This is a genomic window from Pyrobaculum ferrireducens (assembly GCF_000234805.1).
Taxonomy (GTDB): domain Archaea; phylum Thermoproteota; class Thermoprotei; order Thermoproteales; family Thermoproteaceae; genus Pyrobaculum; species Pyrobaculum ferrireducens.
Map to the genome: position 1 here is coordinate 1,836,503 of NC_016645.1, position 17,066 is coordinate 1,853,568.

Below are 17,066 nucleotides of genomic sequence, written 5' to 3' on the forward strand. Positions count from 1 at the left end.
GTGAGAATTGCCATAGTAGACGGCTACACAGACGAGCCGGCTGGCCTCGGCGTGCCGCCCTACCTCGACGTGTATGCGAGATACGTCGCCGGCGCCGCCGACCTCGCGGGGGTAGACGCCGTGCATTACTTCACGGTAGATCAACTCAGAGCCGACTGGCCGGCTCACTTGAGCCTTCTGTCTAAATACGACCTAGTAGTGGTAATAGCCGGCGTGACGACCCCTGGGAAGTATCTGGGTGGTACGCCGATTGCTCTAGACGAACTACTTGACATAGGTCGCGTAGAGGGGCCTGTGAAGGTGCTGGGCGGACCCGTGGCCAAGTTTGGCTACGGCATCGCTGGCGGCTCCGTGGCGGTGCCCCCCTATAAATTCCGCAGATACTACGACTACGTCGTCAGCGGAGACGTGGATCTCGTAGTTTACCGCATTTTAAAAGACGGAGTGGAGAAGGCGCACCCATCTGAAAGACACGAGGACTTCAAACTCGTGGATATATTCGCAACGCGGGGGGCCAAAATCGCCCAGCAACACCCAAACCACGGCCGCAACCTGATCGTAGAGATAGAAACATACCGCTCATGTCCTAGGTACGTCTCCGGCGGCTGTTCTTTCTGCACCACAGTGGCCTACGGCCCCGTTGTAACTCGGCTCATAGAGGGCGTGGTGAGGGAGATAGAGGCGCTCTACAAGGCGGGAGTTGTCCACTTCAGGCTGGGGAGGCAAGCCGATTTCTACACCTACATGGCCCACGACGTAGGCCGCGACGACTTCCCAAGACCCAACCCCGCCGCGATTGAGAAGCTACTAGTTGGGATAAGGAACGCCGCTCCCGGCCTGAAGACGCTACACATAGACAACGTCAACCCGGGCACTGTGGCTAGGTGGAAGATCGAGTCCATTGAAATAACCAAGCTCCTAGTCAGCTACGGCACGCCGGGCAACGTCGCGGCCATGGGGGTAGAAACCGCAGACCCCCGCGTCGTGAAGATCAACAACTTAAAAGTAGGGCCGGAGGAGGCGCTAGAGGCCATCGAGATCTTCACTAGGTACGGATCTGTGAGAGGCCACAACGGCATGCCGTACCTAATCGCCGGTGTAAACTTCGTCGCAGGCCTACCCGGGGAGACCCGCGAAACCTACCGTCTAAACGTTGAGTTTCTCAGTAAAATACTGGAGAGAAACCTACTTGTGAGGAGGGTAAATATCAGACAGCTACTCATCTTCCCAAGCTCCCGCCTGTGGCCCGAGGCGAGGAAGCTCACCGCGAGACTCAGAGAGCACAAGATGCGATTCCGCCAGTTCAAGAAGTGGGTGAGGGAGGTTTTCGACAGGGAGATGCTTAGGAGAATCGTCCCGCGGGGCACCGTCCTAAGAGAGGCGTACGCCGAGGTGCACTACCACGGCGGCACATACGCGAGACAGGTGGGCTCTTACCCCCTCCTCGTGTACATACCTACGAGAATTGAGCTGGGGAGGTATATAGACGTCGTCGTTGTGGACCACGGGGCCAGGAGCGTACTGGCACTGCCCTACCCCGTAAACATAAACACGGCTGATAAGCGCGTCTTGAGACACCTCCCCGGCATGACTGGGAAAAAGCTCAAGGCCTTGATAGGGGGGAGGCCCTACAAGTCTCTGGAGGAGGTCAAGGCAAGGGTCGGGGAGGGGGAGTTTCTTAACTACGTCTCTCTGTGAGGCGGTACACCACGTAGAGCGTAAAGATTACAAAGGCCGCGGCGACTACTACAAAGAGGTTTACCCGCGCCGCCCCGATGGAGATGTCCGGCGTCCGGAGGCCCAGCGCGGTGAGCACAAGGAAGTACAGCGCCACCCCCAGCGAAAAGCCCGCATATGCATAAACCAAGCGCATAGGCGGACGCACAACGGCAAATATATACTTTACCTGTAGAGCTTAAGCGAGCCTGTGACCTTATCCACCAGCTCATCCGGCCCCGGCCCCACGCAAATCGCCGTTGGAGTTCCGGGAGGCACCTCCGTGAGACCTGCGTCCACGACAACAGCCGTTGGGAGGCCAAGCCCCTTCGCTCTTTCATGTAGCTGATAGAGGTGGGCAACATCATCCACGGCCAGCACCACCTTCTTCTGGCCCTCCCCCAGCCACTGGTCGAGCCACCTACGCCACCTCGCATCCTCCATGGCCAATAAGACACATTCAACCGCCGCGTGACCTGCTTGAGCCGCGGCTTTACCACAAGAGATCTTCAAATCCTTCCTAATTACAATTGTCATCTTCACATATACCTAAAAATAGGTCCAGTATATAAACGAGAGGTATAGTCGTAATACTTAAATATAGTCTAAGTTTCATTGATTATGAACGGAAAATATCTACTAACAGTTCTGCTAATCACAACAGTTCTCGCGTTTGCTCAGACAGTTAAAATCTCAGGAGCAAATCCGGCGATACTTGACACAGACACGCCAATCCTCGCAAAAGTCAAGGTGTCGGATGTGTACACATTTGCCTCGCAGTGGAAGACAACACCTAAGATAGAGACAGCTAGAGTACTAGGAAAAGAGGTGAAAGTAGCGACCGTGTCCATTAACGGATTAGAGCTCCGGGGTAGGCTAGACGGCGCCTCCGCTACGCTATACTATAAAGGCCCGGCCAGCGCTTTAAAGTCTATAGTGGAGTCACCCCACGTCGAGTCCATCTTCGTAAAGGTCATGCCGGAGATACCCCCGAGAGATTTCTTCACCGATGTCGCTAGCCTATTAGAAAAGGGAGGGGGCACCCCACAGCCCACTCTTCCCGTAATGAGGGAGATCATCGGCGCCAGCAGAGTTGAGCAACTCTTCGGCGTGAACGGCACCGGCGTAGTTATCGCCATCGTGGACACAGGTGTGGACTACGGACACCCAGACCTCCAAGACGCCCTAGCCTGGCTCATTAAAACTACAGACGGCAAAGAGATCATAGCCTCCGCGATCGCCCTAGTTGGAGGATCACTGCAGTACAAGACGTTACGGGGGCAGACTTCAACACTGCCACTTGTTCAGGTAGCCAGCGTCGAGCCCCTCGCCCTCGACGCAGACGAGTCACAGGTGATCCTCCTGCAGAGCTTCACAGCTTCTGGGGGCTATTTGCAGACGAGCGGCCAAACATTTTATGTAATAGACGGACCGATGGTAAACATCGTTAACGCCGCTTGTAACTACGCTGTCACCGGCTTGGTAAGTAAGAGTGGTGTCTACAAGTTTGGCATGACCTATCTCTACATACCGTGGTACGGCGGCGTCGTAAAGGTAGGTGTGGTGATGTACGACCCTGACCAGCCCGGGGTCTACACGGCGGCGCGTGTCGACTTGAACAGCAACTGCAACTTCTCAGACGACCCGGAGCTGAGGTACTTCGGGAATAGACTCATAGTAGACAGCCCAACGGCGCCGACTATTAGCCTCGGCGTCGCCGGGGGCTACTTCTACGACTGGGGGCTGTGGCTAGATGTATACGCCAAGTTCTACCCGGGCTGGGACCTTTCGGGCAACTACCTAAGCATATTCTACGACTTCAATAGCCACGGCACCGCCTGTAGCTCGGTAGCCGCTGGGAGGGGGAGGGCTGTGTACGACCTCGGCTACCTAGGCCAGCAGAGGCTTAGAGGCATCGCGCCTGGGGCCAAGGTGCTCGGCGTAAAGGGTCTGTGGTGGGGCATGGTTGAGGCTGGCATGATGTGGGCCGCCGGCTTTGACGTCAACCAAGACGGTCAGTGGTACTGGACTAGGCAAAAAAGGGCCCACGTCATTAGCAACAGCTGGGGGATCTCTGAATTTATCTACGACTACGCCGCGTTCGGCTACGATTTTGAGTCCGCGGTGATAAACGCCCTGGCGGCGCGGGGGTTCCTCGACAGGAACTACCCAGGCATCGTTGTGGTGCATGCAGGTGGAAACGGCGGCTACGGCTTTGGCACAATTACAAGCCCCGGCGCGGCGGCGGGCGCCATTACGGTCGGCGCTGCGACAAGCGGCCACTTCTGGCTAGCCCTCGGCACCCCCTTCTACGGATTTAGATGGGGCGACATAATAAGCTGGTCCCTAAGGGGGCCAACGGTCGCGGGCTATGTAAAGCCCGATGTTGTCAATATAGGCGCATTTGGAATCGCGGCTTATCCAGTTGGGTGGGGCAGGTACTACTACGGCATACCAGAGGACTGGGACATATTCGGCGGTACTTCTCAAGCTACGCCTCTAACCGCCGGCGTAGTCGCGCTTGTGCTGAGCGCGGTGGCTGATAAGGTTGACCCAGCGGCTGTCGATCCGTTCCTCGTGAGGCAGTTCATAGCCAGCACAGCAATTGATATTGGCTACACACCGTTTACTGCTGGCCACGGCTTTGTAAACGCAACTGCGGCCGTCATAGCCGCCCGCGCCTACTATGGCCTCCCCGCGCCCAGGTCGCCGGTGGCCCTCTTCCAGACTAACTCTGTCGTTAATCTCGGCGATTCTTGGAGCTTCCAGTGGAGAGTCAACATACCTCTATACTTTGGATACTTAATGAATAACGTATTAACCCCACAGTGGGCCGCATATCTGCAGACGGGCGTCCCCCAGCCGTCCCTCGGCATGACCAGTATGTACCTCACTGCAAATCCCGGCGGACAAGCAGTCGGCACATTAACAGTAACTGCAGTAGGCTCTAGACTCGCCGTATCCGCCTCCGTGCAGACCCTTGCACCAATCTACAGGAAGACCACTACGCTGAACATACCTGTGGGGACACTTGGCGGGTACTTCACGATGCAACTACTAGGCTCTGATGAGGACGTGCTGAGACAGGCAGATCTCGTGGTGTTTAGAATTGCCTACAGCTTCTCAGCCTTTGATCCCGAGTTTGACTACGTCAACAACGTGAGGCCTGTGCTGTGGGTATTCGGCTGGACGGATCTCAACGGCGACGGCCGTATTGCTGTCAACGAGCTTACGTGGATAAACTACGGCTACCAGCGCGGCACCGCCGTGGAGGTGCCCGTGTCAAAACTCTCGGCTAAGCTAGGACCCGGCCAGAGGCTTGTTTTGAGAATAGATATTAGACCTGTCACGGCGCCCTACCCAGCATCTGTGCCAGTCACCCTTGAGGTGGTGGCGTATAAGAGAGTTCCGGCTCCAGATGCAAGCATAACGCCCAGCGCCTATACGCTTGCGCCAGGTCAGCGCTATACGTTTGTTGTGAGGGTTACTCCGCCTTCCAATGCGGCTCCCACGGTTTATGAGAGGCTGATCGTGCTTAATGTCAACGGCACTTCTTACGTGGTGCCGCTGAGCTACGTGGTGCGGGCCGTCGTGCCTGTGAATACCGCGTACGTGCTCACCTCTGGGAGATCTGACAGCTGGTACAGCGCCAGCGAGGTGAGGGGAGGCAACGACTGGGCGTGGAGGTATGAGTCCGGCGACTGGAGAGTCTATTATGTCTCTACCCCAACTTTGGCAAGGGGCTTGTATGTGGACTTCAGGTGGAGATGCATCAACACGTCACTAATTCTATATACAGTTACGGACAGCGGTTTCTTCGCTGGCTACTTCTGGAACCAAGGCGTGACGTATCACAGATATCTGGGTTCTGGCAAGTTTAACTGGACTGGCGTCGGTGGACAGGCCAAGGTACTGGCGTTGCCCGCCGCGTCTTTCGCGGTTCCTATAGTGGCGCCGGGGTTGCTGTACCAGACTATGTCTGCTTCGTATCCAGTGGCTGGTGCTAGGAGCTTCGCCATTGTCGCCAGAACTTCGCTCTATGGCGGGTGCGGCACCTCTGAGGCGATAGGCGGCGTAGTGCGGCCGTTTATAGAGACTGGAGACAGCCCGATTACTATAACTACGTCTCCATATGTTAGGGTAGTGCTGAGCAGGCCGCCTATTAGCTACCTCTTTGCTCTGAAGTCTGCCTCGGTGCTAGGCGGCGGGTTGGTTGTGCCTATGGCCACAGTTGGCGGCGACTTGCGGTTCAGCATGTACTTCATCAGGTTGCCAGTGTTCGTGGACTACGTGGCTCTGCTGTATTCGCCGGAGAACGCTGTGTGGTCTAGGATCAGCGGTGATAAGTTCTACAGGTATCCGTGGTACGCCGTTGAGGGTGTCTCTGTAATTAGTTAATTTTTTCCATTAGCTTCTCTATTTCCAGGATTTTTCTCCACGCCTTGAGCAAGACGGCTCTTGTCTCGTCGCGTGAAATAAGTTTGAGCGCCTCTTCCTTGTTAGCCCAGATGTATGCGTCGTGTTCTTTTGAGAGAGTTACGTCTCTGTCGCTGGCGCGGGCTAAGAAGTATATTACCTCTCGGTAGATGGTGCGGCCCCGCTTGGAGTACTTGTAGCGGATTTCTTCTCTAAAAGCAGGTATTAGCTCTACCTTAAGCCCGGTCTCCTCTAGTATCTCTCTGAGTGCGGCGGCTTCGTCAGTTTCGTATAGGTGGACTAGGCCGTGGGGGAAGTCCCAGCCGTATTTTCCGTGGAGGAGTAGGTAGAGTACGCCGCGGCTGTCTATGGCGTACACTACGGCGCCGGCTGAGCGTTCGTAAAATTTCACACAGGTAGTGTTGTGTTTGGCTTATATGTCTTGCTTTACTATACTTTTAAACCGTATGGACAGAAATATTCTATACCCAGGTCTTTGTAGAGGGCTGACAGCGCTCCGTACATTACCACGGGCTTGCCTAGCTCTTTTGCTTTTTTTACAAGTTCAGCTATGTCTACATATTGCAACGCCCCCGGCGCGATGACTACCACGCGCGCCTTTTCAACCCAATTGTGCGGGTTAGTTACATCTACAAATTCGTAGGGATGGAGTCTGCCCTCGGCATCGGCGACCGCGCCGTTGGTAAAAGAAAGCAACGTGTTGGCAACGCCGTCGCTGAACCCGACCAAGAGGATTGGTCCTCCGTATTTCAGAAGTATCTGCTCAGCGAGTTTCTTGGCGCATTTCTCCGACTCTCTTTGTCTGCACACCTCTATTCTCCGCAGTCCTTTTTCTTTTTGCCTATTTAGCACCTCAACACATATCCTTAGGCTTGGTGACTTTGCCGCCTCTTCGAGCGGGTAAACGCCTGGCGCCACGTCGGCGCCTATCGGCACATCTGCACATATCTCTCCTATACAACACCTAGCTAGCACCTGTCCCTCGCAGAGATCTACACCCTCACGTCTTATCCACGCAACAGATAAAGCCACTAACCCCTTTGGATCTGTAGTTTTAAACCTTGCCGCCGTGTAGATGAATAAGCTTTGGGCTCCTGTCGAAATATAATTAATTATCTCAAACGTACTGAATTATTATGGAGGTTTTGAAGTACGACCTAATTATAGTCGGCTCTGGAATTGCTGGTTTAAGGGCCGCCACCGCGGCGGCGTGGGCCAGCGGCGGGAGGATATCAATAGCAATTTTGTCGAAGATACAAGCGATGCGTAGCCACAGCTTGTCTGCAGAAGGCGGCATGTCGGCGGTTCTCTATCCCGATAAAACCGGCGACTCGCTAGAGCTACATGCCTACGACACCGTTAAGGGTAGCGACTTCCTAGCAGATCAAGACGCCGTACAGATTCTCGTGGAGTACGCGCCTAAGGAGGTGAGATATCTCGAGAGAATAGGCGTGCCCTGGAGCAGGGAGCCAGATGGCCGGATTTCGCAGAGGCCTTTTGGAGGGATGTCGATTCCCAGAACCACCTTCGCCGCCGACAAGACGGGGTTTTTCATAATGTCCACGCTGTTTTCAGAAACCAGGAGATTCGACAACATCAACGTATACCACGAACACTTCGTAACCAAATTCATTATTGAAGACGGTGAATTTAGGGGCGTCACCGCGTACGACTTAAAGAGGGGGGAGTTCAAATTTTTCTACGCAAAGGCTGGGATTATCGCGACTGGGGGCGCCGGCAGGCTCTACCGCTTCACCACCACGGCGCACTCCACCACTGGCGAGACCTTAGGGTACGCACTGAGGGCTGGGCTTGCCATAAAGGATATGGAGTTTGTCCAGTGGCACCCCACAGCCCTGGTCCCTAGCGGGATACTTGTAAGCGAGGCGGCCAGGGGCGAGGGGGGTTATCTAATAAACAAGGAGGGAGAGCGCTTTATGAAAAGATACGCCCCCCAGAGGATGGAGCTCGCCCCCAGGGATATAGTGTCGAGGGCCATATTGACGGAGTGTATGGAGGGGAGGGGGTTCCAGCACGAGTCAGGTATGTGCTACGTCGGGCTGGATCTCAGGCACCTAGGTGAGGAGAAGATTAACAGACGTATTCCGTTTATCAGAGAGCTTGCTCATAAGTACGCCGGTATCGACGTGCTATCGGAGCCCATCCCGGTGAGGCCGGCTGTCCACTACACAATGGGGGGGATACATACAGATACATGGGGGCGCGTGTTGACGGCTGACGGCAAATGGGTTAGGGGCCTGTGGGCGGCCGGCGAGGCGGCGGCTGTCAGCATCCACGGCGCTAACAGACTCGGCTCTAATTCGCTAAGCGAGTGCTCCGTCTGGGGCAGACTTACAGGAGAGCAAGCCGCTAAATATGTCTTGGAGACCTCGCGACTCCCCGCCCCAGACGGGAAGCTACTTGACGTCGCGAAAGGCGAAGAAAGCCGCATATTCGATAGACTTCTACATAAAGAGCAGAACGCCCCCTCTCCCTACGAGGTGAAGAAACAGCTGAACGACATAATGGAGGAGCACTTCGGGCCATTTAGACACGGCTCTTCCATGGCGGAGGGCCTCGCCAAACTTAAAAAACTCAGAGAGTTCTCCTCCTTCAGAGTTGTTGACAGTAGCCGTGTTTACAACCAGAATTTGAAAGATGCGCTTGAGGTAGACGGCATGCTAGATTTGGCAATGGTTGTAGGCATTGGCGCCTATGCGAGGTCGGAGTCTAGGGGGGCCCACTACCGGCTAGACTACCCGAAGAGAGATGATGTTAACTGGCTTAGGCACACTGTTGCCTATATGTACGGCGGCGAGTTGAAGTTACTATATACGCCAGTTACAATAACTAAATGGCAACCGGAGGAAAGGAGGTATTAACATGAAGTCTCTAGTCGTCAAGGTGAAGAAATTCGACGGATCGAGAACCTGGTGGCAGGAGTATAAAGTCGAAGTGCCCTCGGAAAAGATTTCAGTACTCGATATACTGGTTAAAATAAAAGAGGAACAAGACCCCACACTGGCGGTTCGTTATAGTTGCCGCATGGCCATCTGCGGATCTTGCGGAATGGTGATAAATGGCGTGCCTCGTCTAGCGTGCCAGACGCTACTCTCAGAGCTGGGAGATAGCCACATCGTAGTGGAGCCGCTTTGGAACCATAATGTTGTTAAAGATCTCGTAGTTGATCTCGAGCCAGATTTCGAAAAGGTGAGGGCTGTGAAGCCGTATATAATTCGAGATGTAAAGGAGGTATATGAGAGTGACAAGGAGTTTGGCCAGAAGCCTGAGGAGCTCGAGAGGTATTATAATTTTGCATACTGCATCCAGTGCGGGTTGTGTATGGCTGCGTGTCCAATACTGGGATCTAACGACAAGTTCCTCGGTCCTATGGCGCTGAACGCGGCGTATAGGTGGAGCGCCGACAGTAGGGACAGGGGGTGGGAGGAGAGAAAGAAGTTGATCGATACAGAGGACGGTGTGTGGCCGTGCCACCTGGCGTATACATGTAGCGCCGTGTGTCCCCGCGGCGTGGATCCGGGATATGCAATACAGCTATTAAAAGCCGCAATACTAAGGAAGAAGAGGCCATGAGGGCTGGTAAAGGCATTGGGGAGTGGTTCAGAAGTGTCAATTACGAGCGGCTGTTCTTCGCGATACATAGATTAACAGCTATATACCTGGTGCTTTACATATTCCCAAGACCCTATCTCGTGCTGATACATGGATCGTGGGAGGAGGCTCTGAAGCTGGACATGACTCCTCTAGGCAAGCTTCTGGCTACTTTGTTTGTATTTTCGATACTTTTCCACGGCATAAATGGCCTCAGGATAATATTGATAGAGCTGGGGATCATAAAGGGGTGGCCCCGGCGCGATCCCATAAGGCCGGTGCCTGCGCTGAGAACATCCACGTTACATCTACTGCTTGTAGCGCTTACAGTAGTGGGAACAATCATAGGCACCGCGCTGGGGTTGTACTTAATACTATATGGTTCCGAGGTGTGGCCATGAGGGGGAGCACTGAGCGCCTCGTCTTAATTATCGGCGCCTTTATAATGATAATAGGAATGCCGGCGGTGATCATCGCAGCGATGGCGCTGGGCTACATACCGCTAGGCAAGGCGTTGTCTACGCATCCGCTGGTCATAATACCATATGCCTTTGTCAAGATAGGATGGGGCTTAGTGTGGGCTATAGTTGCCGTTGACTGGGTAGTACATGGATCTCACGGCATGAGGAGAATATTAGGCGAGCTTGTGAAGAGTGAGAAGGGGAGAAGGATACTTGATTTTATTACTAATGCCGTAATGGTAGTGACAGGCGTGGTTATGTTCTATGTGCTCGTGTTTGTCACTTGAGGATCAGAACTGGTGTCTTTCTTCACGGATCAGCAATACCAGCTGACATCACAGAAGTTGAATAGGTTCTTCTTTTTATCTTCAATCCACCCTTGGGGCTACAATGACCACGAATGTACCTGTTGTGAATTCATAAGTGAGCTTTATTGGCTTGCCTGAGGAGAGCTCTACCCTTACGCGTTTTGAAATGCTCTTCATCTTGCTATTGATGTCTCTAAGCATCTCTACAGTATACTTCCCAGACACGGGTTCCTCGGCAGATATATTGAACACCGATTCGCTGTCAAAGCCCAACTCTGTCTCGGATGCCTTACCGCCCTCCCCAACACCCCTCAACGATACCTTCTCTGGAGCCACTGCTATCTGCACCCAGTCGGACACCCCAGCAACCATGGACAAGGTGTCGTCTAGTACATCTGAGTCTATCTCAAAAGAGGCGTCGAAAGACACAGCCAGCTCAGGTATCTCCTCTTCAACAACCTGTACTATGGGGAAGGAGAAGCGCCTTATTAGGCCGGCGTCTTTACCTCTTTTGGGGTATATGTAGAGCGAAAACCGGTTTCTCTCCCTGTCAACCTCGAGCTCCAGCTTTTCTGTGGCGCCTACACGCTTGATTACGTCTTTGATTGTGGTAAAGATAAGCCCCACCTTGGTCTCCTCCTCGACTAAGTAGTCTTCTAAAGCAGTGGCGTTGAATCTCAAGTCGAAGAGCGTGGTCTTAGTGGGGTCAAGCGCCTTGAGGGTTATGCCATCGCTAGAGAAGCTGAGCACAGCTTCGGGCAACATTTTGATAAGGACCTCAAAGGCATAGCGGGGCTCCTTGCCCTTTGGGAATAAAGCTCTTGCACTCATAGAAGTTGCTAACTTGCAGAAATAAATAACTGTGTTTGGCTGTGATGTAATAGTGAGGAGGACCCCGATCGCTGATGTGTGAAGAGTGGTATTAACGCTGATTTTTCAGCCTTCTTAATTCCTCAATTAGAGCTGGTAAGATCTGCTTATAGTCCCCTACCACGGCGTAGTCGGCGTTTTCCATAATTGGCGCGTGCGGGTCTGGGTTTATTGCGACTATTGTCTTGGCCTCTGTGATGCCCATTAGATGCTGTATGGCGCCGCTTATCCCAACCGCTATGTATAGCCTGGGGCGTATTGTCTTGCCTGTCTGGCCTATCTGCCTAGTGTGGGGGGCCCAGCCGGCGCGCACCGCCATAAGCGACGCGCCTACTGTTCCGTTGAGCAGTTTGGCCAGGTCTATTAGTAGCTTAAACCCCTCCGCGGAGCCCAGGCCTCTGCCTCCCGCCACTACAACGTCTGCGGATTCGACAGGAGGTAGATCTGCGATGTCTCTCTCTATTCTCTTTTCGATAGATACTAAACGTGTCCTTCTGGTGGGTATCTCTACTCTTTCTACGATAATTTCTCCAGTTCTGCTAGTATCACGTTGTGGTTTTGGAAACACGCCGGGTCTGACGCTTGCCATTTGCGGGCGCCGCTGGGGCGTTCTTATTGTGGCTAGCTGTGTGCCGCCGAATGTGGGGCGTATTTGCAACAAGTCGCGGGTCTTGGGATCTACCTCCAGCGCGGTGCAGTCTGCTGTTATTCCCGTTGTCAAAGTGTTTGCGATATACGCCGCAAGCTCCCTACCCCGCTTTGTGGCTCCTATGAGGAAGATCTCTGGCTTGTACTTCTGCACAACTTGGGCGATGGCTTCGGCGTACTCCATAGGCGTGTACGTCTTTAGATCCGGGTTGTCGATTATTACGACTTTATCAGCGCCGTGATAAATGGCTTCACGGGCCATTTCTTCACTACCCGCTACAATCACGCCGCCAACCTCGGAGTTTCCGAGTTTCTGAGCCAACTCCCTGGCCTTGCCCAGCAACTCCAAACCCACGTCTTTCAGCCTCTTGTCGCCATCCCGTTCAAGGTAGACCCACACACCTTTATACTCCTCCTTGTTTACCGGAGGCCAAAGCTTGCAGGTCATAGCTACAATATACCCTCCTGTTTTAACGCCTCGACTAGTTTTCTCGCGACCTCGCCAGACTCGCCTTGCAACACTATTTTCTTACGTGGCGGATACACAGCAGGCGCCATGCCGGCGACCACAGTGGGGCTACCTCGTAGACCAACACACTCGGGATCTAGACCTAGTTCCTTATTACTAATTGTCTGGATACGTTCCCTGGCAGCGAGCTTACGGCTTAGGCTAATCTCTCTCGGCACTTGTGAACCCTTTAGCACAGATACCACAGCAGGCATCTCCACTTCATAAACCTCATCAACACCTTCGTCCTCTAAGAAGCGGCGAACTACAATTGTCCTTCCCTTTATCTCCGCGTCATATACGTAATAGACGTATGGCACCCCCAGCCAGCTCGCCGTCTGCGCGCCTATATGCGCCGTGGTGCTGTCTATAGTCTCCTCGCCAGTAACTATTAAATCGTAGTCTGGAATAAACTTCTCGATTGTCTTGGCGAGCACGTGCGCCGTGGCCCAGGTGTCAGCACCCGCGAATGCCCTATCCGAGGCGAGGATGGCCCGGTCAACGCCCATACCTATCAAGCTTTCTAAGGCCGGGATCCCGCTTGGCGGCGCCATGGATAGGGCTATCACCTCGCCCCCATATCGATCTCTAAGTTTCAGGGCAAACTCCACGGCGTCTCTATCCCACACGTTTGCTGTGAGTGGCACGCCTTCTCTTATCAGAGTGCCGGTCTTTGGATCGATTCTTATCGCCGAGGAGAGAGGCACAGCTGCCTTTGTGAAAACAACGATCTTCATATCCTAGGTGAACCTATACCAAATCCCCATTCCGGATCGCGGATAGTTCCACTCAATTGCGCCGTGTGGACACACCACGCGGCAGGTCCCGCACTCGACACACGCCTCTGTGCTTAATACTATGTAGTCGCCCTGCTGGACGTAGCACTTCGCTGGGCACATGTAGGTACATGGCTTCTTTTCACATGTCCTACACTTATCGGGGTCCTTTATCTTTATGTGAGGTCTGTGTATGTCGACATCCCAGGCGTTGGCGTTGAGCCGCTCCTCTATGGTAAAATACTTCAAGCTCATAGGCTTCTTAACATCCTTATCATATTTATCATTGTCTTTAACACACTAACACGTGTCTTCTTCGACGCCTCACGTACAGCCTCAAACATAGTCCTCTGGTTGTGGTCTATGTTGAAGTATCTGTACGCCGCCTCTGTGGATAAAAGAGTAAGATCTCTGAATAGAGACTCGTCGCCTAGCAGACGATCCGCAGATCTGAATTTCTCAAGTTGTTGCAAGACGAAGCTTTCTCTAAGTTTTTTCTCGTAAATTGCCAGATCCTCGGCTGAGGGGCTTCTCGCCTCTTTGATAGCCTCGGCGGCTAATACGCCGGAGGCGATGGCGAAGTCGACTCCGCGTATCAACACGCCTGTGTGCAGTAGAAACCCAGCGGCGTCGCCTACAATTAACAAGCCGTCGTAGTAGTAACGGGGAGGCGACATATTAATCCCAGCCACCGGCGTCATGTGTCCCCCATACTCCTGTAGAGTGGCCCCCTTTACAAGAGGCGCAATGTAGGGATGTAGCCTAAACTTCTCAATTAGGTCGTATACCGGCGTTTTCAGCTTTTCCCAGTTCTTTAGATACACAACGACGCCGAGCGCTAGGGAGTCTTTGTACGTGTAGATGAATCCGCCGCCGGGCAGATACTCTGTGGGATAGCCGGCTAACGCCCACGCAAGGCCTTCGTCTTCGTCGAGGCCCAGCCTCTCCTCAAGCACCTTCTTGTTTTCAAATTTCAACACCTCTTTTACGCCGACGGCAACCAGCTCCGGCTCTAGCTTCTTCACTATCCCAGCGCGTTCTAGAAGTAGACGGTTAACCCCCTCCGCATCGATTACATACTCTGCCTGCAAGACGTCGGACCCCGACCGTACCCCAGTAATTTTTCCCTTCTCGTCTTTTACCAAGGCGTCTACGGTGACCTCCGTCACGATTTTTGCGCCGGCGCCCTGTACCAATTTAGATAGCCAAGATACAAAGGAGACTAGTGGCACTACGAAACTGGTCTTTTCCTTTTGAGTTATTGCAAGTTCCACTGTTAAAGCCTTGTCTTCAGTTAGGAAAGATACTCTCTCCTTTCTAACCCACCTATCGACGGGGGCGTCTTTGCGGAATTCGGGCAGGTACTTGTCAAGCCAGTACGCGTAGATACGGCCGCCGTAGAGCTCCTTGGCCCCTGGCTCCCTCCCCCTTTCTAAGACTACTACCTTGAAACCAGAAGAGGCGAGTCTGTATGCGGCGGCGAGGCCCGCGGGTCCAGCCCCTACTATAGCCACGTCGAACTTCATAGCAACAGGGCTTGTCTAGATAAATATATATGGATCTCGTCAAGAGGCGAATTAGAATTTCTATCAATATATGTGAGTTAGATTCTGGAAAACAACCTCGACGCAATGCCGCTCCAGATCTGGTGTTAGCATTTTTAAAAATGCCTAACACCTTCTATGCCGTGAAAATTCGTCTTAAGTACTTCTCAGCCCTAAGAGATGTAACTGGCAAAATTTCCGAAGAGTTAGACGTTCCGCCTGGCTACACATTAGGTCAGTTAATCAACTGGTTTTTTAATAAGTATCCAAAAGCTGAGGTTTTCAAAGAGGAGTTGCTGGTCTTGGTAAACGGACGGACACTCGACAACTTCTACGTATTGAGGGAGGGGGACGAGGTGGCGTTGATGCCACCTGTGAGTGGCGGCGGCGGTGTGGTTAGCCAACCTGTAGATTTAAACAGGGAGGTTGTTGACATAATTGAAAAGACTGCGCCGAGAGGCGGAGGGGGGGTGGTGATTTTCGTGGGTTATGTCAAGGGGAGGGTGGGCGACGCCACCGTAAATATATTGGAGTACGAGGCCTATGAGCCCCACGCTAGTCACAAAATAAGGGAGATTGAGGAGTGGGCTAGGAGTCAGGAGGGGGTGCTCGAGGCTAGAATTTACCATGTAGCTGGTTCGTTGAGGCCGGGCGACCACACGGTGTACGTCTTCGTGTCTGCGGTTAGTAGAGACGTCGCGTTTAAAATAGCTAGAGAGGCGTTGGAGAGGGTAAAGCACGAGGTTCCGATTTTTAAACTCGAAAAGAGAAGCGATGGGGAGTACTGGGTGCTTGGCGACGGCAGACGCGTGCCTAGAAGTCCTCAATCTTAAACGGAGACTCCTCTACCTCTACGACGCCCTCTATCTCAGAGACGTATTGGTTGTGCCGCATCCTAACCACTATGTTTATGGCATATCCGCTTCTAGTAATGATAACAGTCTTCCCCCTGGTGAATTCTACGTCAAGTACCTGTTCCCCCGCCTCTTCGAGGTGCTTAGCGACTCTGTTTATTAGGCTCCATAGAAATGTCATGGCCACGTTGATGCTACCGGCCTTAACCTCGATAGGTTTGGCTATGGCCTCTGATAGGAACTCGCCGATTTCTCTGCTCATCTCCGGAATAGTGGACTCGACCAGCGCGTAGACGCGTAGCTTGCTCACGTTCCTGACGCTCTCTCTTAGCTTCGCCTCCACCAATTAATAGGCTTCTGGGATTTAAATAGAAGAGTATATATAAGTGCACTTAGTTTCTGTCTGTGTCGGAGTACCACCTCTACTACGAGACTATTCCGACGGGGATTGATGGTCTCGATGCCATAATTGGAGGGGGGTTTATAAGGGGGAGGACATATCTAATTTCTGGGGAGACGGGCACCGCCAAGACGCTAACTGCGTTGACGTTTCTTCTACAGGGGGCTCTTAAATATGGGGAGCCTGGAATATACATATCCGTGGACGAGACATATGAGCAGTTTGTGGAGGGGGCTAGGAGGTTTGGTTGGGATATTGAAGATCTGAGGGCCCGGGGGCTGATAGAGGTTTTAGTGCCTGAGATGGATATTGTGGAGCGCATTAGGGAGAAGGACCCCACCGCCATCGCCAAATCTCTTGTAGCTTCTATACGGGAGTACGTGGCGGCGTTGAACGCGCAGAGGCTGGTTATTGACCCAATTGCGCCGCTGGTCTCGCTTGATAAGGATGTCCAGGTGTTGAGGGAGTACATTAGGGTTCTTGTCATGAGTATTGAGAGGGAGATAGGCACCACTAACATAATCACGACGGAAATCCCGTCTGGCTCCGGCGCTATTAGTAGATACGGCGTCGAGGAGTTTCTAGCAACCGGCGTTTTCATTATGGGAATTGCAAAGGCGAGAGATGGAAGCTTCAAGAGGGTGATGTTTGTAAGAAAGATGAGGTGGAGCCCCGTCCACCCAGGCATATACGAGATAGAAATAGTCCCAAAAATGGGTATTGTAGTAAAGGGCCAGATTAAAGAGCCCCTCGTACCCGTCACCTATCTACCAACTCTGTAACTTAGCACAGAGGATTGGCGAACTTCTAGGCGTGGGTTCGTATACCGTGTCCCGTGACTCAGCTGGGTTCTCTTCGTCATCTTTCTCCATATCCCGTCGTCATCATATTATAACCATAATTCCTACGGGTATGCGTTGTTGATTTAGTTT

At 53.0% G+C, this 17,066-nt stretch carries 18 protein-coding genes; 8 read left to right on the top strand and 10 right to left on the bottom strand.

The features are described from left to right. Window positions 1-1,698, top strand: coding sequence for a radical SAM protein (locus tag P186_RS10305; protein ID WP_014289425.1), 1,698 nt, complete (start codon window positions 1-3; stop codon window positions 1,696-1,698). On the opposite strand, the gene P186_RS10310 is transcribed toward P186_RS10305, so the two are convergent. Together P186_RS10310 and pth2 are read right to left on the bottom strand one after the other, a co-directional pair. Continuing rightward, window positions 1,679-1,873, bottom strand: a complete 195-nt coding sequence (locus P186_RS10310) for a hypothetical protein (RefSeq protein ID WP_014289426.1) — start codon at window positions 1,871-1,873, stop codon at window positions 1,679-1,681. The two genes, P186_RS10305 and P186_RS10310, sit on opposite strands and share 20 nt — an antisense overlap. A 29-nt stretch (window positions 1,874-1,902) precedes the next feature. Further along, window positions 1,903-2,259: a peptidyl-tRNA hydrolase Pth2 gene (pth2, locus tag P186_RS10315; RefSeq protein WP_014289427.1), complete on the bottom strand. Its 357-nt coding sequence runs from the start codon at window positions 2,257-2,259 to the stop codon at window positions 1,903-1,905. Window positions 2,260-2,337: 78 nt separating this feature from the next. Here pth2 and P186_RS10320 point away from each other — a divergent pair, with 78 nt between their 5' ends. After that, window positions 2,338-6,114: a S8 family serine peptidase gene (locus P186_RS10320; protein ID WP_014289428.1), complete on the top strand. Its 3,777-nt coding sequence runs from the start codon at window positions 2,338-2,340 to the stop codon at window positions 6,112-6,114. On the opposite strand, the gene P186_RS10325 is transcribed toward P186_RS10320, so the two are convergent. Both P186_RS10325 and P186_RS10330 read right to left on the bottom strand, forming a co-directional pair. Beyond that, entirely contained in the window at window positions 6,107-6,544 is a 438-nt protein-coding gene (locus tag P186_RS10325; RefSeq protein WP_148682975.1) for a bis(5'-nucleosyl)-tetraphosphatase, read from the bottom strand. The genes P186_RS10320 and P186_RS10325 overlap by 8 nt on opposite strands. 38 nt (window positions 6,545-6,582) lie before the next feature. Further along, entirely contained in the window at window positions 6,583-7,185 is a 603-nt protein-coding gene (locus tag P186_RS10330; RefSeq protein WP_014289430.1) for a hypothetical protein, read from the bottom strand. Window positions 7,186-7,289: 104 nt separating this feature from the next. On the opposite strand from P186_RS10330, the gene P186_RS10335 reads away from it, so the two are divergent. The 4 genes from P186_RS10335 to P186_RS10350 are packed head-to-tail and all read left to right on the top strand — an operon-like array spanning window position 7,290 to window position 10,513. Then, on the top strand, window positions 7,290-9,035 hold the full coding sequence (locus P186_RS10335) for a succinate dehydrogenase/fumarate reductase flavoprotein subunit (protein ID WP_014289431.1): 1,746 nt from the start codon (window positions 7,290-7,292) through the stop codon (window positions 9,033-9,035). 1 nt (window position 9,036) lies between these two features. Continuing rightward, window positions 9,037-9,747 carry a succinate dehydrogenase iron-sulfur subunit gene (locus P186_RS10340; protein WP_014289432.1) on the top strand — a complete coding sequence of 237 codons (711 nt, stop codon included), beginning with the start codon at window positions 9,037-9,039 and terminating at the stop codon, window positions 9,745-9,747. After that, window positions 9,744-10,166, top strand: a complete 423-nt coding sequence (locus tag P186_RS10345) for a succinate dehydrogenase/fumarate reductase transmembrane subunit (RefSeq protein ID WP_014289433.1) — start codon at window positions 9,744-9,746, stop codon at window positions 10,164-10,166. Before P186_RS10340 ends, P186_RS10345 begins: the two co-directional genes overlap by 4 nt. Further along, on the top strand, window positions 10,163-10,513 hold the full coding sequence (locus P186_RS10350) for a hypothetical protein (protein WP_014289434.1): 351 nt from the start codon (window positions 10,163-10,165) through the stop codon (window positions 10,511-10,513). Before P186_RS10345 ends, P186_RS10350 begins: the two co-directional genes overlap by 4 nt. Window positions 10,514-10,594: 81 nt before the next feature. Here P186_RS10350 and P186_RS10355 read toward each other — a convergent pair whose 3' ends face one another. From P186_RS10355 to P186_RS10375, 5 genes are all read right to left on the bottom strand, one after another. Further along, a complete protein-coding gene (locus tag P186_RS10355; protein WP_014289435.1) occupies window positions 10,595-11,365 on the bottom strand; it encodes a DNA polymerase sliding clamp in 771 nt (256 codons plus the stop codon). Between the two features lie 91 nt (window positions 11,366-11,456). Continuing rightward, window positions 11,457-12,500, bottom strand: coding sequence for an electron transfer flavoprotein subunit alpha/FixB family protein (locus P186_RS10360; RefSeq protein WP_148682976.1), 1,044 nt, complete (start codon window positions 12,498-12,500; stop codon window positions 11,457-11,459). Between the two features lie 2 nt (window positions 12,501-12,502). Next, window positions 12,503-13,297, bottom strand: a complete 795-nt coding sequence (locus P186_RS10365; protein WP_014289437.1) for an electron transfer flavoprotein subunit beta/FixA family protein — start codon at window positions 13,295-13,297, stop codon at window positions 12,503-12,505. 3 nt (window positions 13,298-13,300) lie between these two features. Beyond that, window positions 13,301-13,591, bottom strand: a complete 291-nt coding sequence (locus tag P186_RS10370; protein WP_014289438.1) for a ferredoxin family protein — start codon at window positions 13,589-13,591, stop codon at window positions 13,301-13,303. Then, window positions 13,588-14,862, bottom strand: a complete 1,275-nt coding sequence (locus P186_RS10375; protein WP_014289439.1) for an FAD-dependent oxidoreductase — start codon at window positions 14,860-14,862, stop codon at window positions 13,588-13,590. Before P186_RS10375 ends, P186_RS10370 begins: the two co-directional genes overlap by 4 nt. 161 nt (window positions 14,863-15,023) lie before the next feature. On the opposite strand from P186_RS10375, the gene P186_RS10380 reads away from it, so the two are divergent. Further along, on the top strand, window positions 15,024-15,713 hold the full coding sequence (locus P186_RS10380; RefSeq protein ID WP_148682977.1) for a molybdenum cofactor biosynthesis protein: 690 nt from the start codon (window positions 15,024-15,026) through the stop codon (window positions 15,711-15,713). Here P186_RS10380 and P186_RS10385 read toward each other — a convergent pair. Next, window positions 15,694-16,077 carry a hypothetical protein gene (locus tag P186_RS10385; RefSeq protein ID WP_014289441.1) on the bottom strand — a complete coding sequence of 128 codons (384 nt, stop codon included), beginning with the start codon at window positions 16,075-16,077 and terminating at the stop codon, window positions 15,694-15,696. The two genes, P186_RS10380 and P186_RS10385, sit on opposite strands and share 20 nt — an antisense overlap. A 62-nt stretch (window positions 16,078-16,139) precedes the next feature. Between P186_RS10385 and P186_RS10390 the strand changes: the two genes are divergently transcribed. Further along, on the top strand, window positions 16,140-16,916 hold the full coding sequence (locus tag P186_RS10390) for an ATPase domain-containing protein (RefSeq protein ID WP_014289442.1): 777 nt from the start codon (window positions 16,140-16,142) through the stop codon (window positions 16,914-16,916). Window positions 16,917-17,066: the final 150 nt, after the last annotated feature.

Excerpts from the sequence above, each read along its gene's own strand:
- P186_RS10365 (WP_014289437.1), bottom strand. The coding sequence starts at position 13,297 with ATGAAGATCGTTGTTTTCACAAAGGCAGCTGTGCCTCTCTCCTCGGCG.
- P186_RS10360 (WP_148682976.1), bottom strand. The coding sequence starts at position 12,500 with ATGACCTGCAAGCTTTGGCCTCCGGTAAACAAGGAGGAGTATAAAGGT.
- P186_RS10375 (WP_014289439.1), bottom strand. The coding sequence starts at position 14,862 with ATGAAGTTCGACGTGGCTATAGTAGGGGCTGGACCCGCGGGCCTCGCC.
- P186_RS10350 (WP_014289434.1), top strand. The coding sequence starts at position 10,163 with ATGAGGGGGAGCACTGAGCGCCTCGTCTTAATTATCGGCGCCTTTATA.
- P186_RS10320 (WP_014289428.1), top strand. The coding sequence starts at position 2,338 with ATGAACGGAAAATATCTACTAACAGTTCTGCTAATCACAACAGTTCTC.
- P186_RS10370 (WP_014289438.1), bottom strand. The coding sequence starts at position 13,591 with ATGAGCTTGAAGTATTTTACCATAGAGGAGCGGCTCAACGCCAACGCC.
- P186_RS10335 (WP_014289431.1), top strand. The coding sequence starts at position 7,290 with ATGGAGGTTTTGAAGTACGACCTAATTATAGTCGGCTCTGGAATTGCT.
- P186_RS10345 (WP_014289433.1), top strand. The coding sequence starts at position 9,744 with ATGAGGGCTGGTAAAGGCATTGGGGAGTGGTTCAGAAGTGTCAATTAC.
- P186_RS10340 (WP_014289432.1), top strand. The coding sequence starts at position 9,037 with ATGAAGTCTCTAGTCGTCAAGGTGAAGAAATTCGACGGATCGAGAACC.
- P186_RS10310 (WP_014289426.1), bottom strand. The coding sequence starts at position 1,873 with ATGCGCTTGGTTTATGCATATGCGGGCTTTTCGCTGGGGGTGGCGCTG.
- P186_RS10355 (WP_014289435.1), bottom strand. The coding sequence starts at position 11,365 with ATGAGTGCAAGAGCTTTATTCCCAAAGGGCAAGGAGCCCCGCTATGCC.